The organism is Streptomyces sp. ActVer (genome assembly GCF_027270795.1).
GTDB lineage: Bacteria > Actinomycetota > Actinomycetes > Streptomycetales > Streptomycetaceae > Streptomyces > Streptomyces umbrinus_A.
Genome location: NZ_JAPWHT010000146.1, coordinates 1 through 21,592, shown reverse-complemented (window position 1 = coordinate 21,592; position 21,592 = coordinate 1). Strand labels below are relative to the sequence as shown.

The window sequence follows — 21,592 nt, the reverse complement described above, 5'->3', positions numbered from 1 at the left end:
CTCCTGGCACCGGCGGCGATCGGCGTGACCGTCGCGGCGACGCGCGCTCCGCCACTCCGCATGACCGTGCTCGATGAGCGCCCCGCCGACCGCGCTGCCCTGGCGGACCTCACCGTGCGCGTCACCAACCTCGGCGGCGACGACCTGCGGCCCCACTTCACCCTGACCACGGGTCAGGGCATGTCCCGCTACTGGTCGGTGGCACGGGGCCCGACCGTCCTCGCCCGCCGCACGTCGGCGACGTACGAACTCCGGCCGCCCAGCGCAGAGTTCACGCTTCCCCGACACGGCGTACGGATCCGGTTGCGCGCCTTCACGGGGGCGCCGATGACGCTGTCGAGCACGGACGTACGGGTCGAGCCCTGACCTTGGGAGGGTCAGGGCTCGGCCTGGTCAGGACAGGGCCCCCGAGGTCAGGTCGTCGCGGTCGCCGCGGTCAGGCCTTGGCCTCGGCCGTCTCGGGGGCGGCGTCCGGCGCGGTGCCGGGCTCCGGCTCGGCGGCCGTCTTCGGGACCGGAATGAAGAAGGCGACGGCCGCGGCCACGAGGGCCACACCGGAGCCAATCAGCATGGCGACCCGGAACCCGTCCTCGGACGGCAGGGCGAACCCGCCGAAGTCCGTGGTCATCTGGGCCAGGACCACCGCCATCACGGCGGCCGACACGGAGCTGCCGATCGAGCGCATCAGCGTGTTGAAGCTGTTGGCGGAGGCCGTCTCCGACTGGGGCACCGCGCTCATGATGAGGGCAGGCATCGCGCCGTACGCGAAACCGACGCCGGTGTTGGCGACGATGGTCACGGCGAGCAGACCCACGGGCGAGTCGGTGCCGATCATCGGCAGGGAGATGCCGTAGCCGAGGGAGATGATCAGGGCGCCGATGGTCAGGGTGACCTTGGGGCCGCGGGCGGCCGAGACCTTGGCGCCGATCGGCGACATCACCATCATCATCAGGCCCGCGGGGGCCATCCACAGACCCATGGCCAGCATCGACTGGCCGAGGCCGTAGCCGGTGGCCTCGGGCAGCTGGAGCAGTTGGGGCACGACCAGCGACTGGGCGTACATCGAGAAGCCGACCAGGATCGAGGCGACGTTCGTCATCAGCACCTGCGGGCGGGCGGTCACCCGGAGGTCGACCAGCGGCTCACGCGTCCGCAGCTCCCACCAGCCCCAGGCCAGCAGGACGACGACCGCGGCGCCGAGCAGTCCGAGGGTGGTGCCGCTTCCCCAGCCCCAGTCGGCACCCTTGGAGACGCCGAGGAGCAGACAGACGAGCGCGACGCCCAGGCCGACCGCGCCGAGCAGGTCGAAGCTGCTGCCCGCGGCGGTGTTCGCCCGGCCGACGGGCACGACGAACCAGATCAGGGTGCCGACCGCGAGGGCCAGGGCGGCGACGACCCAGAACAGCACGCGCCAACTGGTGTTCTCGGCGATCGCCGCGGAGAACGGCAGGCCGAGCGCACCGCCCACACCCATGGACGCGCTCATGATCGCGATGGACGAGCCCAGCTTCTCCTTCGGCACCACGTCGCGCAGGAGGCTGATGCCCAGGGGCACCACGCCCATGCCGAGGCCCTGAAGACCGCGTCCGGTGATCATCGGGATCACCGATGAGGACAGGGCACAGACGATCGAGCCGACGACGAGCGGTATCAGCGAGGCCAGGAGCATGCGCCGTTTGCCGTACATGTCCCCGAGGCGTCCCGCGACGGGCGTCGCCACCGCCGCGGCCAGCAGCGTGGCGGTGATCACCCACGAGGCGGTCGAGGCGCTGGTGTCGAGCAGCTTCGGCAGGTCCCCGATCAGCGGCACGACCAGGGTCTGCGTGAGCGCGGCCACGATGCCCGCGAAGGCGAGGATGCCGACGACACCGCCTGAACGGGACTCGGCCTTGGGACTGTCAGGACTTTCCACGGGGGGCTCTCCCTCTTGCGCTTCCGGATCACGGCGGGCGCGACGCACTGCACGGCAGGAATGCGGCATGCATAGAATGTGCATCGTACATGCCCAGTGCATCATGCATATCGCCCGCGGTGCCGCCCCCAACCGGCGATGCAGTGCGGTGCCATGCCTCGCCGCGCGGACCAGGAGGGGACGCCCCAGCAGGTCCAGAACACCGAACCAGGAGCCAAGGAACCCCGCATGGACAAGCCGACACCCCTGGTCGAGTTCGAGGCCATGCTGCTGGGGCGCCACATCCACCTGCTCACCCCGCACGCACGGGGCCTGAACGGGCGGCTCGACCGCAGCGCCTATCTCCTGCTCAGCCGCATCCGGGCGGAGGGACCGATGTCCATCGGCCGGCTCAGCGCCGCCTTCGGCCTGGACGTCTCCACGCTCAACCGGCAGACCGCCGCCATGCTGCGGGCCGGCGTCGTCGAGCGCATCCCCGACCCGGACGGGGGCGTCGCCCGCCAGTTCGCCATCACCGCCGAGGGCGAGCGACGCCTGACCGCCGACCGCGCCGAGAACATCCGGGGGCTGGAGAAGGTGGTGGCCGACTGGACACCCGAGGAGGTCGCCGAGTTCGCGACCCTGCTCAGCCGCCTGAACCGAGACGTCGAACGCTACGACGGGCGCCCCTGGCCGCGGAGTTGAGATCGGGGCTCCCGTGACGGCCGCGCGGCGCGTCCGGCGCCCGGACACGGGAGTTACGAGGCAGCCTCACAACTCCCGTGTCCCATACCCCGTTTCCCGCACCGAGGCTGCCGGACTCAGCCCCTGGGGACGGCCGAGGGAGGACCGCCCACCGGGCCCCGGACAGCAGCGTCCGTCAGCTCCTTCACCCGGGCGGCGGGCACCGGAACGCCAGGGGTCTCGAAGAACCAGCGCCCCGTCTCTTCCTCGCTCAGCCCCTCGGGCCGCTCCGCCATGTACGGCTGGACGTAGACCGGGGTGTTGGGTTCGCCGCGCCAGCTGTCGGCGAGGGACCCGATATCGACGGCGTCGTACCCGAGGACGTCGAGGAGCCGGGCCACGTCCGCCTTGGCGGCCGGGTCGTCACCGGCGACGGGCAGGGCGCTGCGGTCGGCGGCACCGGCGGTCCGGGCGCTGGTGAACAGGCGCCGGAAGTCGATGTTGTTGAACGCCTTGACCAGGCGCGCACCCTCCAGATGCCGCTGCACGAGGGCGCTGGAGGTCAGCTCCCCCGAGTCCAGCTCGGCGTTGTGGCCGTCGCGGTCCGGGTAGTAGTTCATCGTGTCGATCACCGTCCTGCCCGCCAGGGCTTCCACGGGCAGCCGGTCGTAGGCGCGCAGCGGGACGGTCGCCACCACCAGGTCACCGGCCCGCGCGGCTTCGGCGGGCAGGGCGGCGCGGGCACGCTCGCCGAGCTCGTCGACGAGGTCGGCGAGGGTGTCCGGGCCACGCGAGTTGCTCACGACGACGTTCAGTCCGGCGGCGACGGCGAGGCGGGCCGGCGCTCCGCCGATCATGCCGCTGCCGATGAGTCCAAGAGTCTGGGTCACGGTGTCGGATCTCCCTTTCCACGCATACCGATGACAATCAATGGCAAACGTGAAACTCAGCGTCACACATGCCACCAAGACTCTCTCCTGCGATCCAGGGTCGGTCAAGCGGTACGATCACGGGGTGAGTGGAGCGGCGCGTACGAACACACGAGACATCGCCAGGGCCGCCGTGCGGGCCGAACTGGCCCAGGTGGCCTTCGAGTTGTTCCGTCAGGAGGGCTTCGCCAAGGTCACCCTGGACGACCTGGCGGCGGCTGCCGGGGTGTCCCGCAGCACCTTTCTGCGCTACTTCGGCACCAAGGAGGACGCGGTCCTGGGCGCCTTCAACGCCCACGGAACCCAGGTCGCCGACGCCCTACGGGCCCGCCCCGCCGACGAGGACGACTGGACGGCCCTGCGCCGGGCCCTGGACACCGTCGTCGAGCGCTACCGCCTGGACCCGGCCGGCTCCCTGGCGATGACACGCCTCGTGCAGGACACCCCGGCCCTGTGCGCCCGCCAACTGGAGAAGCAGCACGGCTGGCGCCCGGCCCTGACCGAGGCCCTCGCCGAGCGCGACGACTCCTCCCGGTCCACGACACTGATCCGATCCGTACGGGCCGCCGCCGCCCTGGACTGCCTGAACGTCGCCCTGGACCACTGGACGGCCTCCAACGGCCACCTCGACCTGGTCGACCTCCTGGACGAGGCCTTCACCGCACTCGCACCACACTGAGCACGGCGCACTCGACGGCCGCGCGCACCACGACAGCGGCTACGCGAACCCAGAACTCCCCCGATTCAGCCGGTTCAGGCACCCTTCGAGACGGGCTCCAGAATCGCCACGCACTCCACGTGGTGCGTCATCGAAAAGGTGTCGGCCTGGGTGAGCCAAATAAAATACCAGGTCAGAGCCGGTTTATCGGCTCACTGTCCCGCGTGCGGGCGCCCAGAGCGTCGGACGAGCGTCATGACCAACAATCCGCCCCTCCTCTTCGGGCGGAACAGGCTGCCACGACCAGCTCGCCTGCACGAGCTCGCTGCCGCTCACTCCGGAGGCAGGCTCGCGCATCATGACCCGCGCCACTTCTCCGGCCGCCATACTGGAGCCATGCCCTCCAGCCCACAGCACCCCGCCCCCACGCCGAGCGACCTGTCGGCCGCGGTCGCCGAGGACCTCGCGCTGTACCGGGAGAAGTTTCGGCGTCGTCTGCCGGAATCGCTGGACGAGCTGCACGGCCCCACTCAAGGAGTCATCGAGCTACCTCTGCACGTGGCCTGGTCCGGAATGACCTCGTACGACTTGAGTAAGCCTCGCCAGCGCATGGGCTTGTACCGCACCATCCTGCACGAAGGCCTGCGCGACGACCTGCCCCGCTACCTCAACCAGGACCTGCTCCTCCAGCTGTGGCCGGTACTGCGCACCCTCGTCGGGCGCACCGTGCGCACCGTATGGGAAGACTCCTTCCCGCAGCTCGCCTCCCGTACCCGGGCAGCCGCGTGACGGACATGCCGGAGCTGCACACACGGCTGCTGGCGGATGTGATCGCGCTCGGTTCCCCGTACCCCTTGGTTCTCACCGGCGGGTACGCCGTACGGGCGCACCACCTCGTCAACCGCCCGAGCCAGGACCTCGATGTCGCCACCGAGAATCCGGCCCCCATGGCCGACATCGCGGCCACGCTCCGCGCCGGCCTGGAAGCCCGCGGATGGAAGGTGCACGCGCTGGAGACCGCCCCGCTGTCCGCCCGCTTCACCGTGACTGACCCAGCCACAGGGCAGGAGTGCGAAGTCGACATCCTCAAGGAGATCTTCTGGCGGCCGGTCGCCCAGAGCCCGTACGGACCCGTCCTCGCCGAGGAGGACGTGATCGGGACCAAGGTCCGCGCCCTGGCCGACCGTGGAGCGCCACGCGATCTCATCGATGTGTTCGCAGCATCCCGCCGCTGGACCAATGCCGAGCTTGAGGAGTTCGGCCGTCGCCACGCCCGTGGCCGCTTCGAGCGCGAGGATCTTCAGTCGAACCTCACGGGCGCCGAGTGGACCGACGACGAAGCCTTCGCCGCCTATGGGCTCGAAGACGCCACCATCACCGCTCTCCGCACATGGGCCTTGGAGTGGGCCGAAGACCTCGCCACCCGGCTCCATGAAGAGGCCGGTGACCCGGACATCGACTGATCGCGTCCGGACGGGATCACAGCTGCAAAACGAGGTCGCGAGCTTGTCACACCGAGCATGCCGGGCAAGCTTCGGCCCCATCGGGGACCGGTCACCAATTGGGGTCGTCCCTCGTGCGCCCCTTCGAACTGGCCTCCAGGGTCTCGGCCGTAGGGAAGGCGGCGCGAACAGGACAGCGCGCCGCCGGGATACGTACGCCGGGCCCGGCGTCAGCCGGACGCGCGGCCCGTCATGGGACGGCCCTCGCCGGGATGTAACTCGCCGTGTCTGGTCGGCTATCGGGCAAGGTGAAAGGGCCGTCCTTGAACTCGTCGTCGAGGGCCCGGTACCCAGCGGCAAGCAGCGGGTCCGCGTACACGCCGGTCGCCTCGGCCAAGGCGCGGGCCTCGGCCCGGTCCGTGCGTAGGTTTGCCAGGCGGCGCAACACCTCGTCGGGGTCACCCAGTTCGCCATGCAGGAGATGTGCTCGGCTGACCAAGAGCGGCCAGCCGCCGGTCAGCTCGTGGAGACGGTCCAGGCGGTCCTCCGTGTGGAACATGTTGACACGCTGAGCCCAGCCCCGCAGGCTGCGGCGGTCGTGACGGCGCAGGACCACCGGGGCTGCCGAGGTGGGCTCGGTTCCCATCAGCAGGGTCCGCCACAAGGCCAGTTGGGTGGTGTCGGTGACGAGGACGACCGCGCGGGTGACTCCCGGGGTGACGGGCAGCAGCGTCTCGGCCAGATCGACGGCCTCTCGGCAGGTCTCAGGCCGAACCGGGTCCCGGTAGTTGACGAAGTCACTGATGACGACACGGCGTTCGCGAGGGCGCCCTCCGGTGAGCTCCTGCTTGTAGACGCTGGGCTTGCCGACGGGTGGCAGCGTCCAGCCATCGATCCGTCCGGCGATCGTACGCAAGGTCCGGGCGACGTCGGTGACTCCGGTAGCAGATGTGCCGAGGACGACCCTGGTCCGGCTGGACCGCTCGCCCTAGAGGTCGTCGAGCTGAGTGTTGGTCAGCGGAGCCGGCTGGCCGTCGGGGAGTTCTGGGCGGCCTTCCTGCACGATGCGTTCCTGGAGTTCACAGTCCTGTTCGGCCCTGAGCAGGCGGGCCTCCACCTCGTGGGGAGGTCCCGATCATGCGCAGGGGTCCGCGCAGATGCCAGCCCAGGCCGTCGTGGTTGGGCGCGAGGATACCGAGCCCGACCATCTCGGAGAGGTACGCGCGGAAGCCCTCGGTGTCGAGCTGTTCGAACCCCTTGCGCCAGTACGTCTCGCACTCCTCGCGCAGCTCGGTGTCGCTCAGCCGCACCTCGAGGCGGTTGCCCGCAAACAGTCCACGCCGGGAGCGACGTTGCCGCGAGTGCCCGCCGCGCGGCGACGACCCTTCCGAGGACTCCAGTCAGGCGTGCTCCGCCGTGCGCTCGATCCGGTCGAGGAGTCGGTGGTGTCGGGCTGCGTGGGCGAAGTCGGGCACCTCGGAGCCGCTCTCCGTCAGGTCGCGCTGGATCTGGGCGTAGGCGGCGCCGACGTTGTATGCGGGGGTGCCGCGAAGCCCTTGGAGCGCGGGGTCGAAGTACCGCTCGGGTGCGGTGAGGCAGCTCAGTTCGGCGTCGGATCCGTGCGCCCCGGCGATGCTGAACTCGCCAACCTGGAGGTGTCCGGTGTCGCCGGTCATGACCAGGTCACCGTCCGTTCCGTTGATCTCCCAGTGGAAGTTGGTGCCCCGGGACTGGCCGCCCCGGTAGTGCACGGAGGCCACCGCGCCGGAGGAGAGCACGCCGGCGAACACCACCTGGTCGGCGACGTTCGGCCGGAAGGCCCGGCCGGTCTGCGGGTCCCTGACTTCTCGGTGGCGGGTGGCGGTGACGGTGGTGACCTTCCCGACATCGCCGAGCACCATGGTCAGTGCGTCGAGGGTGTGCCCGAACGGGATGGTCAGCATGGTTGCGCCGTTGGCGCGGTCCAGTAGGTAGGCACCGTCCTCGGAGAAGACCGCTCCCCAACTCCCGCCGGACGCTACCAGGCTGGTCGAGAGCACCTCGCCGACATATCCGTCGGCGACCAGGTCGCGCAGATGGTGCACAACGGGGGCGGACCGGGCCTGCAGCCCGGTGAAGGTGCGCAGTTTGCGTTCGGCAGCGGCGGTCGCCAGCTCCTCGGCCTCCGCGGTGCCGTTGCCCAGCGGCCACTCGGAGAGCACCATCTTCCCTGCGGCCAGGGCGGATTGGATGATCTCCCGATGGTCCGGCACCTTCACGGTGACCACCACCAGGTCGACCCCGTCGGCCGCCGCCAGCTCTCCGGCCGTCCCGAAGGACTGCGCGACTCCGTACTTCTCCGAAGCCTGCCGCGCGGACTCGGCGCTGCTCGCCGAAAGTGCGCGCAGTTCCAAGCCGTCCAGCTGTTGCAGCGCGGGCAAGTGGGCCTGAGAAGCCCAGCCGCGCCTGGCGGAAAAGACCGACGATGCCCACGCCAATGGGCGTCTGGTGGGGGGATGACATGGTGAGACTCCTACACAGAGCGACAAACTGTTCGACAATGACGGGTCACCGCGTCGGCCCCCGTCCCTCCTCACATGAAAATTGCGCGGTTCAGGCGGACAAGGTATTCCGCGTCTGGTTGCCCGCCGGCCGCGAAGCGTTCCTGGAGCACGGCGAGCCCGAGGTCGCGCCGCTTCGGTGATCGGGCCGGCCGCGGACGCGGTGGTGCGGGTGAGTAATGGCGGCCTCGCCGAAGTGAGCGCCGTTCGTCGTGTGTGTTCGCGGCGTGCCGACGCCCCCGCCCTCGGGTCGTTGCGTGCGCGAGAGTCGCGTCGGGTGTCTCAGCGGTGGGCGGCGCGGTTCATCTCGACGACGTCGTCGACGGTGGGGTTGGCCGGGAGGGCGGCGAAGCGTTCCGGGAGGCTGTCGCGGATGGCCGCGTCCTTGACGCGGTCGGCCGCGGCCAGGGCCACCGGCAGTTCGTCGAGAGTCAACTCGGTGCAGTAGGCGGGGCTGTTCGGCTGCTGGCGCCAGGAGTCGGTCAGTGTGCCGGCGTCGTAGGGGTCGAAGCCGGTGTCGTCCACGAGCTGCATGGCCACGCGCCGCGCCTCCTCGGAGTCGCCGGCGACGGGGATGGCGAGGCGGCCGGGTGTTCCGGCCGGGACGCCCTTGGTCCGCTGGGTTTCGGCCAGGGCGGCGTTCCACGCCTTGACCACGGGGCGGCCGAGCAGCTCGGCGGTGTACGCGCTCTCCACCTGGCCGTTGTCCACCGCCCCGATCGGCTCGGTGAGCATGCCGGGGTAGTAGTTCGAGGTGTCGATGACCACCGTCTCGTCGGGCACCGACGCGAACAGGTCCGCCAGTTGGCCCGCCACCCCGAACGGGATCGACAGGACGATGACGTCCCGGCCCTGGACGGCGGCGTCGGAGAGGTCCGCCGCGCGGGCCCCGGACTCCAGCACCTCCGCCCGGACGGCCTCGGGGCCGCGGGCGTCGGCCACCTGGACGTCGTGACCGGCCGTGCTGAGCTTGGCGGCGAGGTTCCCGCCGATGGCACCAGCGCCTATGACGGTAATTTTCATGATTTGTCCCTTGAGAGGTTGTGCCGCCCCTGGGGGCGGCGCGATGTGACGGCCGTGCGGTGGTGGCACCGGCCTTGCTGGGGCGAGGCCGGTGTCTGGCGTTTTACGCCTCGGTGTCCCGCTCCCGGTAGCCGCTCGCGATGAGCGTGCGGAGCCGGTCGAGCGACTCCTCCTCGGTGCCGGTGCCCTTGATCCAGGCAACGGAACAGGCCGCGAGGAACAGGTCGTGCCCCCGCACCGACGCGCGCACGCGCCCCGCGAGCTGCGCGGCTCGCAGGTATTGATCGGTGGCGGAGATGAGGATGTCGCAGGGAATGGTGAGCGGGTTGTCCGGCTCCTGCGCCCGGGCCGCGGCCATGAGCGGGTCCGGCAGCCCGCTGAAGGCGCTGAAGTACTCCTCCATCGCCCGCAGCCACTGCTCCAGCGCCTCGGCCGGGTCACCGAGTTGCTCGATGTCCGCCTGGCGGGCCACGAGTTCCTCGGAGCGGGTCTGCAGCACGGCCGCCAGCAGCGCCTCCCGGGTGGGGAAGTGCCGGTACAGGGTGGCGGGTCCGACGCCCGCTTCCTTGGCCACCGCCTCGAGGGAGGTGCCGACCCCGTGCTGCAGGAAGTGACGCTGCGCGGTCTCCAGAAGGGCCGCGCGGTTGCGCTGGACGTCCGCGCGGGGCTTGCGCCCCCGCTGCTCACCGGCGCTCATGCGCCCTCCTGCCTGCCGTGATCCTGCGGCCGCATCAAAACGGATGCTGCCTCCGTACGTATTCGAGAGTAAAGCGGAGGCAGCATCCGGTCAAACCGGCGGCCCGACCACGGGAGTGCGGGGGCCGACATATCTGGCCGCAGAGCGCAGGGCAGAAGCCGTGCCGGCTGCACCATTCCAGGGTGCCCTTGTCCGGCCCCTGCCGCGCGAGCCCCGTCCGGGACGTCAGGGCGTGAGCTCCTCGTGTCCGATGACGGAGAGCAGTTCGAGTTTGCTGTGGCTCTCCGTGCCGGGGCGGGTGGTCAGCACCACCAGGGTCTGGGCGCGGTTCTCGGTGAACAGGAGCTGGGCATCGACGTCGATGCGGCCGAGTTGGGGATGGAGGATGGTCTTGCAGTCGTCGTAGCGTCGGGCCACCTCCTGAAGTTCCCACATGCGGACGAACTCAGGGCTGTGTTCCTGGAGTTCGGCGAGGATCCGGGCGGCTCGGGGGGTGTCGCTGCCGGATGTCAGCGCGGCCCGCAGGCGTGCCGCCTGGGCGCGGCCGTGGCGCTCACGGCTTTCCTCGGGAACCATCAGGCGCTCGACCGGGTCCATGAACCAGCGGTAGTAGCCGCTGCGGGCGAGGCCGGTGTGGCGGGTCTGGTCTCCGAGGAGCGCGATGGCCAGCGGGTTCATTGCGAGGGTGTCGAGCAGGTCGGTCTGCACCATGGCCGGGGAGTCGTCCAGGCGGTCCAGGACCCGCAGCAGCGTCGGGCTGACATGTTCGGAGCGGTGGAAGCGGGCCGGGGCGTTGTGGCCGATGAGGACGAAGAGATGGTCGCGCTCGTCGAGGGACAGCCGCAGTGCCCGGGCGAGAGCTGTGGTGATCTGGACGGAGGGCTGCGGGGCACGTTGCTGTTCCAGCCGGGCGTAGTAGTCGGTGGACATGCCGGCGAGCTGCGCGACCTCCTCGCGGCGCAGCCCCTGCGTACGCCTGCGCGCTCCCTCGACCAGCCCGACGTCACGGGGCCGCAGCGCCTCACGCCGGTGGCGCAGGAATTCCGCCAGTTCCTTCTTGTCCATGCCGTCCATCCTCGCCGCAGCCCGCCCGGCTATCCAGAGACCGCCGATCCATGGCTGAGCCCTCCCCTCTGACCCCTGCGAAGCCGCTCGTACGGCCGACGCCGAAGCGCTCGCGGCGAGAGGCCCCGATGATCACCTGACCTGCATGACCCGCTGGGAAAATCGCCGGCTGTCGGCGGAGCGACGCAGGCCGTCGGTCTGGAAGACGGCCCGCCGCGATGGTCTCCGTCGAGGACGCCTGACGCTTTGGACGAGCCCCGAGCCTCGTCGCCCGGCCTGGCCGATACGACGAGGTTCACCGTGTGACGGCGCTCGCGTGCTGCTGCTTCCCGTCGGAAACAACAGGTCGGTCAGCTGCCGCTGATCATGGCGAGGACGTCGTCGTAGGTGCCGGTGGCCACCGCGTCGCGGATGAACCTGGCGGGCTCGACGACGATCTCCTTCGCGTCGGGCTTCTCGCGCAGCAGGTCGAGGGCCTGGGTGAGGAAGTCGTCCAACGGCATGGACTGGTCGCTGTCCTGCTGACCCATCAGGGTCGTGCGCACGCCCGGCGGGACCACCTCGATCACTTGGACGCCGGCGTCAGCACCGGTGAGCTGGATGCGCAGGCTGTCGGAGAAGGAGTGCAGTGCGGCCTTCGTCGCGCTGTAGGTCGGGGTGATCGGGAACGGTACGAACGCCAGCGCGGAGGTGACGTTCACGACGACCGCGTCGTCCTTGCCCACCAGCAGGGGCAGGAAGGCGTACGTCATCCGGATCGTGCCGAGCAGATTGGTCGCGACGTGATCCTCGGCGACCTGGAGTCCGGCCGGGTCGAGGAGGTTCTCCGGCAGCATGATGCCGGCGTTGTTGACCAGGACGTTCAGCCCCGGGTGGCTCGCTGCCACGGTCTCACGGGCCCGGGCGATCGAGTCGGGGTCCGCGACATCGAGGACGAGAGCGTCGATGCCGGGGTGCTCGGCCGTGATGTCGTCGAGGAGTTCCTTGCGCCGGCCGGCGACGATCACCTTGTTGCCGACCTCGTGCAGGCGCAGGGCCAGACCGAGGCCGATGCCCGAGGTGCCGCCGGTGATCAGGATCGTGTTGCCGGTCGTCTTCATGGGGGTCTTGCTCCTTCGGTACGGCGGGCCGGTGAGCGCCCGCGGCCTCGACCGTAGGAGCGCCCGCGCAGGGGCGGGAGAGGAAGGTTTATCCATGGATCGGCGGTCTCTGCCTGGTGGAATCGTCCCCGCACCGCACGTCTGTCAACGTGTCCCAACACGGCGAGGGACCCCCGCGACGTGGCCTGCCGCGCTTCCTCGCCATCCGCACCAGTGACCTGCCCAACGCCCGCCTACACGGGGACCGTCAACGAGCGGCGACGTCGAGGGCCTTGGCCAGCAGGGCACGGGAGTGCGCCCGGGCCGCGGGGTCCGCGATGATGTCCTGGACCATCACCTCGTCGACGCCGGTGGCCTTGGTCATCTGCTCCAGCTGATCCCTTACGGTCTGCGGGTTGCCGGCGATCTGGCGGGGCCAGCGGCCGTCGGTGGTGACGGTGGGGGTGTCCTTCTGTTCCTGGCTGAGTTCCCGCTCGGCCTCCTCGACCGTGGGAACCTGGGCTTTGGTCCCCTGGTGGGCCAGGCGTGCCATCAGGGCGGTCCTGGACCAGTTCAGGCGCCGCGCCTCGGCGTCGGTGTCGGCGACCACGGCGCTGACGGAGAGGATGCCGCGCCCTCCGGCTGGCCCGTTGGCTGCGGGTGCGGAGAACGCGCCGTGCCGCAGCAGAGCGCGGCCGGCGCCGTCGGGGTTGATGAAGCCCGCGAAGGCGTAGCCGAGGCCGAGTTCACCGGCCATGCGGGCGCTGTTGCCCGAGGAGCCGAGGATCCACACGTCGGGGCGCGAGGCGACGCCCACGGCCGGGTTCAGGCGCGCGAAGGGGTGGTCCGCGGGGAAGCCGCCGTTGAAGTAGGTGAGTACTTCCTGGACCTGCTCGGCGAAGTCGTCGGCGGGCGGTACGTCACGGTCGCGGCGCAGGGCGAGGTCGGCTACGGGGCCGGCGGTGGCGCGGCCGAGGCCGAGGTCGATGCGGCCCCGCCCGCCTGGAAGATGACCGGCTGGCCCTGCTCGGACGGCGGGATGGGCAGCGGGCCGCCCTCCGAGCAGGGGCAGCCGGTGATCTTCCAGGCTGGTGGCAGCTCGCACGGCCTCGGCCTGGCCGGGATGTACGCCAGCGGGATCATCGGTGCGACCTGGACCATCGAGGACGCGCGCGCTCAGCGGGCGACGATCCGTGAAGCGGCCGAACGATCCAGCCGAAACCCCGACGCGGTGAAGTTCTTTGCCGGCGTGCTGCCAGCCACCGCTCCCACGAAACGCGAGGCGCTGGGCCAGCGCATCGCGCTCGGCGGGCAGACGTTTCCTGACCAGGTCGGATACCTCGGTTCGACGCTGGGCATACCGCTCGACGCGGAGCAACTCCACAAGCCGCCGACCCCGAGCCAGCTGGCCGCTGCCGGGGCCAGTACGTCGGACCTCCGCGCGGGGCACGCGCTCGAGGTAGCACGCGGGGGGGTGGACTCTTCGGGACGTGCTGGCACACGGCGTCATCGACTATCACCCGGTCATCACTGGGCCGCCTTCAGAGGTCGCCGACCACATGCAGGAGTGGTTCGAAGCGGACGCAGTCGACGGGTTCTGGGTGGTGATGGACGTCTACAACCCCGGCGTGGACACCTTCGTCGACGAGGTGGTCTCCATCCTCCAGGAGCGTGGGTTGTTCCACCTCGACTACGAGACCAGCACACTGCGGGGCCACCTTGGCGTGCCGGACCAGTGCGGACTCGACCCGCGCCTGGCGTCCAACTCCTGAGCCCGCGTGCAGTCTGAGTTTGATCATTAACCTCGCTGCTGTTTCAGGCGGACGAGCCTCGTGACGCCCCATCAGAAGCAGCGTCGAACGAGCGTCAAGACACGTCCCCGCCGCCCCCTCACGAAGCCGAGGCAGAGCGTTCATCGCCCGCACCCCGCTGTTCGAAGCAGCAGGTGAGGCATGTGGCGCGAGCCTGCGACGCACTCCACGCGATGGACTGAGGGAATCAGGTCGGGCACACCTCGACGCACCTGAGCAGTCCAAGAAAACCGCAGGTCAGAGCGCCCTTGAAGCCGGTTCGAGAATCGCCACGCACTCCACATGATGCGTCATCGGAAACAGATCGAACGCCCGCAGCGTCCGCACCCGGTATCCGCCCTCCCGGAAGTACGCCAGGTCCCGTGCCAGCGCGGCCGGATCGCAGGCGACGTACGCGATCTTGCGGGCGCCGAGGGAGGCCAGGTGCTGGACCGTCTTCTTGCCGGCGCCGGCGCGGGGCGGGTCGAGGACGATGAGGTCGACCTCGGTGATGCCGGTGCGCGGGAGGACCGTCTCGACCTTGCCCTGTTCGATGCGGACGCGGTCGAACGCGGCGAGGTTGTGCTTGGCGTCCTCCACCGCGCGCTTGCCGGACTCGATGCCGAGGACCGCGCCCTTGTCGCCGAGGCGGTCCGCGAGGGCGCCGGCGAAGAGGCCGACGCCGCAGTAGAGGTCGAGGGCCATGTCTCCCTTGCGCGGGAGCAGGCCCTGCATGACGGCCTTGACGAGCGTGTCGGCCGCCATCGGGTGGACCTGCCAGAAGCCGCCGCTGCCGACCCGGTGCGTACGGCCGTCGGCGCGCTCGCGGACGAAGGCACGGCCGTGGACCCGGTGGATACCGCCGTCGTGCTCCTCGACGCGCATCACGGAGACGGGCTTGTCGAGTTCGACGAGGGGCAGACGGGCGCCGGGCCGCGGTTCGAGGATCACCATGCGGTCCTGCGAACCGGTCGCCGCGATCGCCTCGACCGACTCCATTCCGGACCAGTCGCGCTCCTCGATGCCCAGCTCGGAGACCCCGGGCGCGGCGATCATGCAGTGCTCGATCGGCTCGACCTCGTGCGAACGGTGGCGGCGCAGACCGGCGTTGCCGTCCTCGTCGACCGCGTACTGCACGCGCGTACGCCAGGCGGGTACCTCACCGGCGGGCAGCTTGTCGCCCTCGGCCGGCATCACCGTGCCGTCCCAGCCGGCCTCCTCCGGGGTGAGGCCCGCGAGCCGCTGGAGCTGCTCGGCGACGACCTCGCCCTTGAGCCGCCGCTGGGCGCCCGGCTTGGCGTGCTGCCAGTCGCAGCCACCGCAGCGGCCCGGACCGGCGTACGGACAGGGCGCCTCGACGCGGTCCTTGGACGCCTCCAGCACGGTCACCGCGTCCGCCCGCAGGAAGCGCGAGTCCTCCTCACCGTCCGTCACCCGCGCGACGACCCGCTCGCCGGGCAGCGCGTGCCGTACGAAGAGGACCTGGCCGGCGTCCGTACGGGCGATGCAGTGCCCGCCGTGCGCGACGGGGCCGATCTCGACCTCGTACTCCTGACCCACGAGCGACCCCGCCGGCGATTTCTTCGGTTCTGCCTGCATGGCGGGGTGACTCCAGATGCGAAATGGGGAACGGCCGGACAACAGCCCACCAGTCTACGTGGACACCGCCCGGCCGCTCACCACGAGCCCGTAGGCCCCCCTGCCCCCCTGCTTCTCAGCTCTTGGGGGACGACGACTCCTTCGGCCGGTCCTCGGCCGGACCGCGCCGCACGGAACCCGGCGCGTTCCAGTCCTGCCGCTTGCGGGCCCGCTTCCTGGCCACCTCGGACGACTCCAGCTGGTACGGCACGGACGTCACCATCACGCCCGGTGTGAACAGCAGCCGCCCCTTGAGCCGCAGCGCGCTCTGGTTGTGCAGCAGCTGCTCGTACCAGTGGCCGACCACGTACTCGGGGATGATCACCGACACCGCGTCGCGCGGGGACTCACGGCGCAGCCCCTTCACGTACTCGATGACCGGCCGCGTGATCTCGCGGTACGGCGAGTCGAGGACCTTCAGCGGTACGTCGATGCCTCGCCGCTCCCACTCCTCGCGCAGGGCCTTCGTCTCGGCCGGGTCGACGTTGACGCTGAGCGCCTCCAGGGTGTCGGAGCGCATCAGCTTGGCGTACGCGAGGGCCCGCAGCGTCGGCCGGTGGATCTTCGAGATCAGCACGACGGAGTGGACGCGGGAGGGGCGCACGCTGTCGTCGGACGGGCCCTCGGGCGCGGCGATCTCCTCGGCGACCCGGTCGTAGTGCTTCCGGATCGCGGACATCGTGGCGTAGAAGATCACCATGCCGAGCAGTGCGACCCAGGCGCCGTGCGTGAACTTGGTGACGAGGACGACGACCAGGACCAGGCCGGTGAAGAAGGCGCCGAACGCGTTGATGGCCCGGGAGCGGACCATCTGGCGGCGCTTGGCCTGGTCCTTCTCGGTGGCCAGGTGGCGGTTCCAGTGCCGGACCATGCCGGTCTGGCTGAGCGTGAAGGACACGAACACGCCGACGATGTAGAGCTGGATGAGCCGCGTCGAGTCTGCGCCGTAGACCCAGACGAGCAGGATGGCCGCGCCGGCGAGCAGCACGATGCCGTTCGAGAAGGCGAGCCGGTCGCCACGGGTGTGCAACTGGCGCGGCAGGTAGCGGTCCTGCGCGAGGATCGAGCCGAGCAGCGGGAAGCCGTTGTACGCGGTGTTCGCGGCGAGGAAGAGCACGAGCGCGGTGGCAGCGGCGAGCACGATGAACAGGAAGCTGCCGTCGCCGAACACGGCCTCGGCGACCTGGGAGATCACCGGGTTCTGGACGTAGTCGGCGCCGACCGCGACCCCGTTCTTCAGCAGGTCGTGGGCCGGGTTCTCCGCCATGCGGACGTTGGTCGCCATGGCCAGGCCGATGATGCCGCAGAACATGGTGACGGCGAGCAGGCCCATGGCGGCGAGCGTGCTCGCCGCGTTCTTGGACTTGGGCTTGCGGAAGGCCGGGACACCGTTGGAGATGGCCTCGACGCCGGTGAGCGCGGCACAGCCGGAGGAGAAGGCGCGCAGCAGCAGGAAGACGAGGGCGAAGCCCGCGAGCCCCTGGTCCTCCGCCTTGATCTCGAAGTCGGCGGTCGGCGCCTTCATGGTGTCGTCCAGGACGAACCCGCGGAAGGCACCCCACGCGATCATCAGGAAGACGCCCACCACGAAGACGTACGTCGGGATCGCGAAGAGCTTCCCGGACTCCTTGACCCCGCGCAGGTTCATCAGCGTGAGCAGCACGATCACGACGATCGCGCAGAGCACCTTGTGTTCGACGACGAACGGGATCGCGGAGCCGAGGTTCTCGATGCCGGACGAGATCGACACCGCGACGGTCAGGACGTAGTCGACGAGCAGCGCGCTGGCGACGGTGAGGCCGGCCTTGGGGCCGAGGTTGGTGTTGGCCACCTCGTAGTCGCCGCCGCCGCTGGGGTAGGCGTGCACGTTCTGCCGGTAGGAGGCGACGACGGTGAACATCAGCACGACGACCGCGACGGCGATCCAGGGGCTGAAGCTATAGGCCGACACGCCCGCGATGGAGAGGACGAGGAGCACTTCCCCGGGTGCGTACGCCACGGAGGAGAGCGGGTCGGAAGCGAAGACGGGGAGCGCGATGCGCTTCGGCAGGAGTGTCTCTCCGAGCCGGTCACTGCGCAGTGCGCGCCCGATCAAGATCCGTTTGGGCACGTCGGTCAGTTTGGACACGCAGAGGATCGTAAGCGGTCGAACACGGCCACGCCCACCCTCCCCCGCCCTCGGCGTCGCTCGGAGGACGGAGCGCCCGTCCTTCGTCTGCCCTCCGAGTGAAATCCCGTACGGGCCCGGTTGCGGATTCCACCGCTGGGCAAAGCCGCATGCCTATATGAAAAAAGCCAAAACTTTGCCGCCCCTTGCCACTTCATGGAGGTTCCATGCACGCCACCGCGGAACTCATCGGCGCCGCCGCCGGACTCGTAGGCCTCGGGATCCTCACTCTCGCCAGCGTTCGCAGCATCAGCCGCCGCTGATCGCCGGGATCCCGCGGGCGATCGTGCACGGGGGTGCCCCCCGCGGACCGCGCGTGTGTAGCTTGGGCGTCGGTCTGAGACGCTGTCATAGCGTTTCAGCCTGATCAGCAACTTTTCACACCGGAAGGACGGTCGTGCACATCGTCATCATGGGCTGCGGAAGAGTGGGTTCCGCTCTTGCCCAGACCCTGGAGCAACAGGGGCATACGGTCGCCGTGATCGACCAGGACCCCACCGCCTTCCGACGACTGGGCTCCGGGTTCGGCGGCCGTCGTGTCACCGGCATCGGCTTCGACCAGGACACCCTGCGCGAGGCGGGCATCGAGGACGCCGGCGCCTTCGCCGCCGTCTCCAGCGGTGACAACTCGAACATCATCGCCGCCCGGGTGGCCCGCGAGATGTTCGGCATCGAGAACGTCGCGGCGCGCATCTACGACCCCCGCCGTGCCGAGGTCTACCAGCGGCTGGGCATTCCGACGGTCGCCACCGTGCGCTGGACCGCCGACCAGATGCTGCGCCGGCTGCTGCCGTCGGGCGCCGAGCCGCTGTGGCGCGACCCCACGGGCGGGGTGCAGCTCGCCGAGGTGCACGCGTCCACGGCGTGGGTCGGCCAGCGGATCAGCCGGCTCCAGGAGGAGACCGGTGTGCGTGTGGCCTTCCTCACCCGGCTGGGCGAGGCGGTGCTGCCCACCTCGCAGACGGTGCTCCAGGAGGGCGACCTGGTGCACGTGATGATGCGTACGGACGACGTCGAGAAGGTCGAGGCGTCGTTCGCCGAGGGCCCTGAGGAAGAAGGCGGTCACTGATGAGGGTCGCCATTGCCGGTGCCGGTGCGGTGGGCCGCTCGATCGCGGGCGAGCTCCTGGAGAACGGGCACGAGGTCCTGCTGATCGACAAGGCGCCGACCGCCATCTCGGTCGAGCGCGTCCCGCAGGCGGAGTGGCTGCTCGCCGACGCCTGCGAGATCACTTCGCTGGACGAGGCCGCGCTGCAGCGGTGCAACGTGGTCATCGCGGCGACGGGCGACGACAAGGTGAACCTCGTCGTGTCGCTCCTCGCCAAGACGGAATACGGGGTTCCGCGGGTCGTCGCACGCGTCAACAACCCCAAGAACGAATGGCTGTTCAACGAGTCGTGGGGCGTGGACGTCGCCGTCTCGACCCCCCGTCTGATGTCGGCCCTGGTCGAGGAGGCGGTGAGCGTCGGCGACCTGGTCCGCCTGCTCCGCTTCAGCCACGGCGACGCCAACCTCGTCGAGCTCACCCTGCCCCCGGAGTCGGCCCTGGCCGGCACCCAGGTCGGCGAAGTGGCCTGGCCCGAGGACACGTCCCTCGTCACCATCATCCGCGGCACCCGGGTCCTGACCCCCACCCGGGAGGACTCCCTGGAAGCAGGCGACGAACTCCTCTTCGTGGCGGCCCAGGCCCGCGAGGAACAGCTGGAGGACCTGCTGTCGGTACGCCGCGAGGAGACGACGGGCTGACGACGGACGGCTGGCGGCTGACGGCTGGCGGCTGGCGGCTGGCGCACGGAGACAAATGGAGGGGCGCTCGGAGATGTCTCCGAGCGCCCCTCCATTTTCAGCTTGGTCGGGCTCCACGTCTCAGCCTGGCCCGGCTCTACGTCTAAACCCGGTCCGGCACCATCCAGCCCGTCCGGCGTTTGAGGACGAGGCCGTTCAGGCCGATGAGCGGGGGCCTGGGGGCGGCAGCCCCCCAGCGGCCCACACGGGCACCGGGCGCCTAGTCGGCAGACCGAGCGGCAGCTTCCCGCTCCTTCTCGGCCCGCTCCTCCGCCTCCATCTCGGCGAAGACATCGATCGGCGGCGGAGCCTTCGCCAGGAAGACCCATGTGAGCCAGACCGCGAGCAGGAAGGGCGGGATCTTCAGCGCGATCAGGACCCAGCCGAACTGAGTCGTGTCGGCCCACCAGTACAGCGGGAACAGGATCGCGCACTTGGCGAGCAGGATGAGACCCCAGGCCCAACTGGCCTTCGCGTACGCCGTCTTGCGCCCAGGATTACGCGTACGCCAGGAGAGGTTCTCCTTGAAGACCGGGCCGAGAATGAGCCCGATCAGCGGAACTCCCGCAAGCGTGGTGATGATGTAGGCGAGGGCGAGTCCGAGCGTGTAGAGCATGCCGGGCAGATAGAAGTCCTTCGCGTTGCCCGTCATCATCGCGAAGACCACGCCGAAGGCCACACCGAAGACGCCGCTGAAGGCGTGCTTGACGGTGTCCTTCATGACCAGGCGGACCACGACCAGCAGGATCGAGACACCGAGGGCCGCGATGGCGGCCGAGTGCAGGTCCTTGTTGATCGTGAAGATCGTGACGAAGAGCAGGCCCGGCAGGACCGTCTCGATCATGCCCCGCAGACCGCCGAACGCCTCGAAGAGCGCGGCCTCGGTCACCGCCCGCGAATCCCGCTGGGCGTCTTCGGTCGGCTTGTCGAGCGACGTCACCGGCTACTCCCGTCCGAGGGGTCTGAGTTCGTATTTGGGATTGAACAGCACCCGGCGGCCCCGGCTCATCGAGATCCGGCCCGATGCGATCAGCTTGCGCCCCGGTTCTATCCCCACTATGGAGCGCCTGCCGAGCCACACCACGTCCAGGGCGGCCGAACCGTCGAACAGCTCGGCCTCCAGGGCCGGGACACCGGCCCTCGGGCGCAGGGTGACCGTGCGCAAGGTACCAGTAACGGTGACCACCTGTCGGTCACGGCAGTCACCGATACGCGTACAGCCCGCGGTCTCCGTGTCCTCGCGCAGCTCCTCCGACTCCAGGTCCTCCTGGGACGAGGAGAGCCGGTCGATCATCCGCCGGAACCGGCCCGCCGGCTTTTCGGAACGAGGAACAGCGCTCATATCCGAAGCGTACCGGGGGGCGCTGACGTCTACGTACCCCTGGTGCCGCCACTCGAACCGGCGTACGACCCGAACCGGTCTCACTTCTCGAACCGATACCCCATCCCCGGCTCCGTAATGAAGTGCCGGGGATGCGCCGGGTCCGTCTCCAGCTTGCGGCGCAACTGGGCCATGTAGACCCGCAGATAGTTCGTCTCGGTGCCGTAGGAGGGGCCCCAGACCTCCTGGAGCAGCTGTTTCTGGCTGACCAGGCGGCCCGTGTTGCGCACCAGCACCTCCAGGAGGTGCCACTCGGTGGGGGTGAGGCGCACGTCGCGGCCGTCCCGGTTGACCTTCTTGGCGGCCAGGTCGACGGTGAAGTCCTCGGTCTCGACGATCACGTCGTCCTCGCCGCCCCCGGTGGGCTCGGCACGGCGGACGGCGGCCCTCAGGCGGGCGAGCAGCTCGTCCATGCCGAAGGGCTTGGTCACGTAGTCGTCGGCGCCCGCGTCGAGGGCCTCGACCTTCTCGTCGGAGGTGTGCCGGGCGGACAGCACCAGGATCGGCACACGGGTCCAGCCGCGCAGCCCCTTGATCACCTCGACGCCGTCCATGTCGGGCAGGCCCAGGTCGAGCACGACGACGTCGGGGTGCCGGGCGGCCGCGAGCTGGAGGGCGGTGGCACCGTCGGGGGCCGCGTCGACCTCGTACTTGCGTGCCTTGAGGTTGATCACGAGGGCTCGGGTGATCTGCGGCTCGTCGTCGACCACGAGGACGCGGGTCATGAAGCCTGCCTTTCCGGTTGTACGAGTGCTGCGACGTCCACGATGGGTGTCGGGTGGGCGGGGGCCGCCCTCAGGGTGAGGGCCATGGTGAGGCCGCC

Annotated in this window: 22 protein-coding genes and 2 pseudogenes; 9 read left to right on the top strand and 15 right to left on the bottom strand. The window is 69.9% G+C overall.

Going from position 1 to position 21,592, the window contains the following annotated elements; all coding sequences use genetic code 11:
• A pseudogene (locus O3Q52_RS23830) lies at window positions 1-366 on the top strand (hypothetical protein); the annotation flags it as partial.
• A gap of 70 nt (window positions 367-436) precedes the next feature.
• On the opposite strand, the gene O3Q52_RS23825 reads toward O3Q52_RS23830, so the two are convergent.
• A complete protein-coding gene (locus O3Q52_RS23825; protein WP_269650799.1) occupies window positions 437-1,912 on the bottom strand; it encodes an MFS transporter in 1,476 nt (491 codons plus the stop codon).
• 228 nt (window positions 1,913-2,140) lie between these two features.
• Here O3Q52_RS23825 and O3Q52_RS23820 point away from each other — a divergent pair, with 228 nt between their 5' ends.
• Window positions 2,141-2,596 (top strand): MarR family winged helix-turn-helix transcriptional regulator, encoded by a 456-nt coding sequence (locus tag O3Q52_RS23820; protein ID WP_269650801.1) that lies wholly within the window; start codon window positions 2,141-2,143, stop codon window positions 2,594-2,596.
• A gap of 116 nt (window positions 2,597-2,712) precedes the next feature.
• Here O3Q52_RS23820 and O3Q52_RS23815 read toward each other — a convergent pair whose 3' ends face one another.
• Window positions 2,713-3,465, bottom strand: a complete 753-nt coding sequence (locus O3Q52_RS23815; RefSeq protein WP_269650798.1) for an NADPH-dependent F420 reductase — start codon at window positions 3,463-3,465, stop codon at window positions 2,713-2,715.
• A 124-nt stretch (window positions 3,466-3,589) separates the two neighbouring features.
• Here O3Q52_RS23815 and O3Q52_RS23810 point away from each other — a divergent pair, with 124 nt between their 5' ends.
• The 3 genes from O3Q52_RS23810 (at window position 3,590) to O3Q52_RS23800 (ending at window position 5,625) form a co-directional block, all read left to right on the top strand.
• The gene (locus O3Q52_RS23810; RefSeq protein WP_269650797.1) at window positions 3,590-4,183 is read left to right on the top strand and encodes a TetR/AcrR family transcriptional regulator; all 594 of its coding nucleotides are present in this window, start codon (window positions 3,590-3,592) and stop codon (window positions 4,181-4,183) included.
• A gap of 375 nt (window positions 4,184-4,558) precedes the next feature.
• Window positions 4,559-4,951: a hypothetical protein gene (locus O3Q52_RS23805; protein ID WP_269650796.1), complete on the top strand. Its 393-nt coding sequence runs from the start codon at window positions 4,559-4,561 to the stop codon at window positions 4,949-4,951.
• A 5-nt stretch (window positions 4,952-4,956) separates the two neighbouring features.
• Window positions 4,957-5,625 (top strand): nucleotidyl transferase AbiEii/AbiGii toxin family protein, encoded by a 669-nt coding sequence (locus tag O3Q52_RS23800; protein ID WP_269650800.1) that lies wholly within the window; start codon window positions 4,957-4,959, stop codon window positions 5,623-5,625.
• Between the two features lie 229 nt (window positions 5,626-5,854).
• On the opposite strand, the gene O3Q52_RS23795 is transcribed toward O3Q52_RS23800, so the two are convergent.
• From O3Q52_RS23795 to O3Q52_RS23760, 8 genes are all read right to left on the bottom strand, one after another.
• A complete protein-coding gene (locus O3Q52_RS23795) occupies window positions 5,855-6,520 on the bottom strand; it encodes a hypothetical protein (RefSeq protein WP_269650795.1) in 666 nt (221 codons plus the stop codon).
• 163 nt (window positions 6,521-6,683) lie between these two features.
• Window positions 6,684-6,914, bottom strand: a complete 231-nt coding sequence (locus O3Q52_RS23790) for a hypothetical protein (RefSeq protein WP_269650794.1) — start codon at window positions 6,912-6,914, stop codon at window positions 6,684-6,686.
• 90 nt (window positions 6,915-7,004) lie between these two features.
• Entirely contained in the window at window positions 7,005-8,024 is a 1,020-nt protein-coding gene (locus O3Q52_RS23785; protein WP_332112934.1) for a Gfo/Idh/MocA family oxidoreductase, read from the bottom strand.
• Window positions 8,025-8,426: 402 nt separating this feature from the next.
• A complete protein-coding gene (locus tag O3Q52_RS23780; RefSeq protein ID WP_269650793.1) occupies window positions 8,427-9,167 on the bottom strand; it encodes an NADPH-dependent F420 reductase in 741 nt (246 codons plus the stop codon).
• A gap of 103 nt (window positions 9,168-9,270) precedes the next feature.
• Complete coding sequence (locus tag O3Q52_RS23775) at window positions 9,271-9,864, bottom strand: TetR/AcrR family transcriptional regulator (RefSeq protein WP_269650792.1); 594 nt, start codon at window positions 9,862-9,864, stop codon at window positions 9,271-9,273.
• 225 nt (window positions 9,865-10,089) lie between these two features.
• Entirely contained in the window at window positions 10,090-10,929 is an 840-nt protein-coding gene (locus O3Q52_RS23770; protein ID WP_269650791.1) for a helix-turn-helix transcriptional regulator, read from the bottom strand.
• A gap of 350 nt (window positions 10,930-11,279) precedes the next feature.
• A complete protein-coding gene (locus O3Q52_RS23765) occupies window positions 11,280-12,029 on the bottom strand; it encodes an SDR family oxidoreductase (RefSeq protein ID WP_269650790.1) in 750 nt (249 codons plus the stop codon).
• Between the two features lie 247 nt (window positions 12,030-12,276).
• A complete protein-coding gene (locus O3Q52_RS23760) occupies window positions 12,277-13,113 on the bottom strand; it encodes an MsnO8 family LLM class oxidoreductase (RefSeq protein ID WP_269650789.1) in 837 nt (278 codons plus the stop codon).
• Here O3Q52_RS23760 and O3Q52_RS54420 point away from each other — a divergent pair.
• Together O3Q52_RS54420 and O3Q52_RS23755 are read left to right on the top strand one after the other, a co-directional pair.
• Window positions 13,018-13,254: pseudogene (locus O3Q52_RS54420) on the top strand (LLM class flavin-dependent oxidoreductase); the annotation flags it as partial. The gene O3Q52_RS23760 and the pseudogene O3Q52_RS54420 sit on opposite strands and share 96 nt — an antisense overlap.
• Before the next feature lie 244 nt (window positions 13,255-13,498).
• Window positions 13,499-13,780 (top strand): hypothetical protein, encoded by a 282-nt coding sequence (locus tag O3Q52_RS23755; RefSeq protein ID WP_269650788.1) that lies wholly within the window; start codon window positions 13,499-13,501, stop codon window positions 13,778-13,780.
• Between the two features lie 276 nt (window positions 13,781-14,056).
• Here the strand turns inward: O3Q52_RS23755 and O3Q52_RS23750 are convergent, their stop codons facing one another.
• Window positions 14,057-15,397 carry a class I SAM-dependent RNA methyltransferase gene (locus O3Q52_RS23750; protein WP_269650787.1) on the bottom strand — a complete coding sequence of 447 codons (1,341 nt, stop codon included), beginning with the start codon at window positions 15,395-15,397 and terminating at the stop codon, window positions 14,057-14,059.
• Between the two features lie 115 nt (window positions 15,398-15,512).
• Window positions 15,513-17,564: an APC family permease gene (locus O3Q52_RS23745; RefSeq protein WP_269650786.1), complete on the bottom strand. Its 2,052-nt coding sequence runs from the start codon at window positions 17,562-17,564 to the stop codon at window positions 15,513-15,515.
• Window positions 17,565-18,000: 436 nt separating this feature from the next.
• On the opposite strand from O3Q52_RS23745, the gene O3Q52_RS23740 reads away from it, so the two are divergent.
• Together O3Q52_RS23740 and O3Q52_RS23735 are read left to right on the top strand one after the other, a co-directional pair.
• A complete protein-coding gene (locus O3Q52_RS23740; RefSeq protein ID WP_055615461.1) occupies window positions 18,001-18,672 on the top strand; it encodes a TrkA family potassium uptake protein in 672 nt (223 codons plus the stop codon).
• Complete coding sequence (locus O3Q52_RS23735; RefSeq protein ID WP_143638222.1) at window positions 18,672-19,349, top strand: TrkA family potassium uptake protein; 678 nt, start codon at window positions 18,672-18,674, stop codon at window positions 19,347-19,349. The genes O3Q52_RS23740 and O3Q52_RS23735 overlap by 1 nt, the downstream gene beginning before the upstream one ends.
• Window positions 19,350-19,608: 259 nt before the next feature.
• Here the strand turns inward: O3Q52_RS23735 and O3Q52_RS23730 are convergent, their stop codons facing one another.
• The 3 genes from O3Q52_RS23730 to O3Q52_RS23720 all read right to left on the bottom strand — a co-directional run bounded on the left by O3Q52_RS23730 (window position 19,609) and on the right by O3Q52_RS23720 (window position 21,494).
• Window positions 19,609-20,328, bottom strand: a complete 720-nt coding sequence (locus O3Q52_RS23730; protein WP_055615459.1) for a DUF3159 domain-containing protein — start codon at window positions 20,326-20,328, stop codon at window positions 19,609-19,611.
• A gap of 3 nt (window positions 20,329-20,331) precedes the next feature.
• Window positions 20,332-20,730: an OB-fold nucleic acid binding domain-containing protein gene (locus O3Q52_RS23725; protein ID WP_055615472.1), complete on the bottom strand. Its 399-nt coding sequence runs from the start codon at window positions 20,728-20,730 to the stop codon at window positions 20,332-20,334.
• 80 nt (window positions 20,731-20,810) lie between these two features.
• Entirely contained in the window at window positions 20,811-21,494 is a 684-nt protein-coding gene (locus tag O3Q52_RS23720) for a response regulator (protein ID WP_269650785.1), read from the bottom strand.
• Window positions 21,495-21,592 lie beyond the last annotated feature (98 nt).

Coding starts and splice junctions, on each gene's coding strand:
- O3Q52_RS23820 (WP_269650801.1), top strand. CDS start 2,141: ATGGACAAGCCGACACCCCTGGTCGAGTTCGAGGCCATGCTGCTGGGG.
- O3Q52_RS23805 (WP_269650796.1), top strand. CDS start 4,559: ATGCCCTCCAGCCCACAGCACCCCGCCCCCACGCCGAGCGACCTGTCG.
- O3Q52_RS23800 (WP_269650800.1), top strand. CDS start 4,957: ATGCCGGAGCTGCACACACGGCTGCTGGCGGATGTGATCGCGCTCGGT.
- O3Q52_RS23780 (WP_269650793.1), bottom strand. CDS start 9,167: ATGAAAATTACCGTCATAGGCGCTGGTGCCATCGGCGGGAACCTCGCC.
- O3Q52_RS23775 (WP_269650792.1), bottom strand. CDS start 9,864: ATGAGCGCCGGTGAGCAGCGGGGGCGCAAGCCCCGCGCGGACGTCCAG.
- O3Q52_RS23770 (WP_269650791.1), bottom strand. CDS start 10,929: ATGGACAAGAAGGAACTGGCGGAATTCCTGCGCCACCGGCGTGAGGCG.
- O3Q52_RS23765 (WP_269650790.1), bottom strand. CDS start 12,029: ATGAAGACGACCGGCAACACGATCCTGATCACCGGCGGCACCTCGGGC.
- O3Q52_RS23750 (WP_269650787.1), bottom strand. CDS start 15,397: ATGCAGGCAGAACCGAAGAAATCGCCGGCGGGGTCGCTCGTGGGTCAG.
- O3Q52_RS23735 (WP_143638222.1), top strand. CDS start 18,672: ATGAGGGTCGCCATTGCCGGTGCCGGTGCGGTGGGCCGCTCGATCGCG.
- O3Q52_RS23725 (WP_055615472.1), bottom strand. CDS start 20,730: ATGAGCGCTGTTCCTCGTTCCGAAAAGCCGGCGGGCCGGTTCCGGCGG.
- O3Q52_RS23720 (WP_269650785.1), bottom strand. CDS start 21,494: ATGACCCGCGTCCTCGTGGTCGACGACGAGCCGCAGATCACCCGAGCC.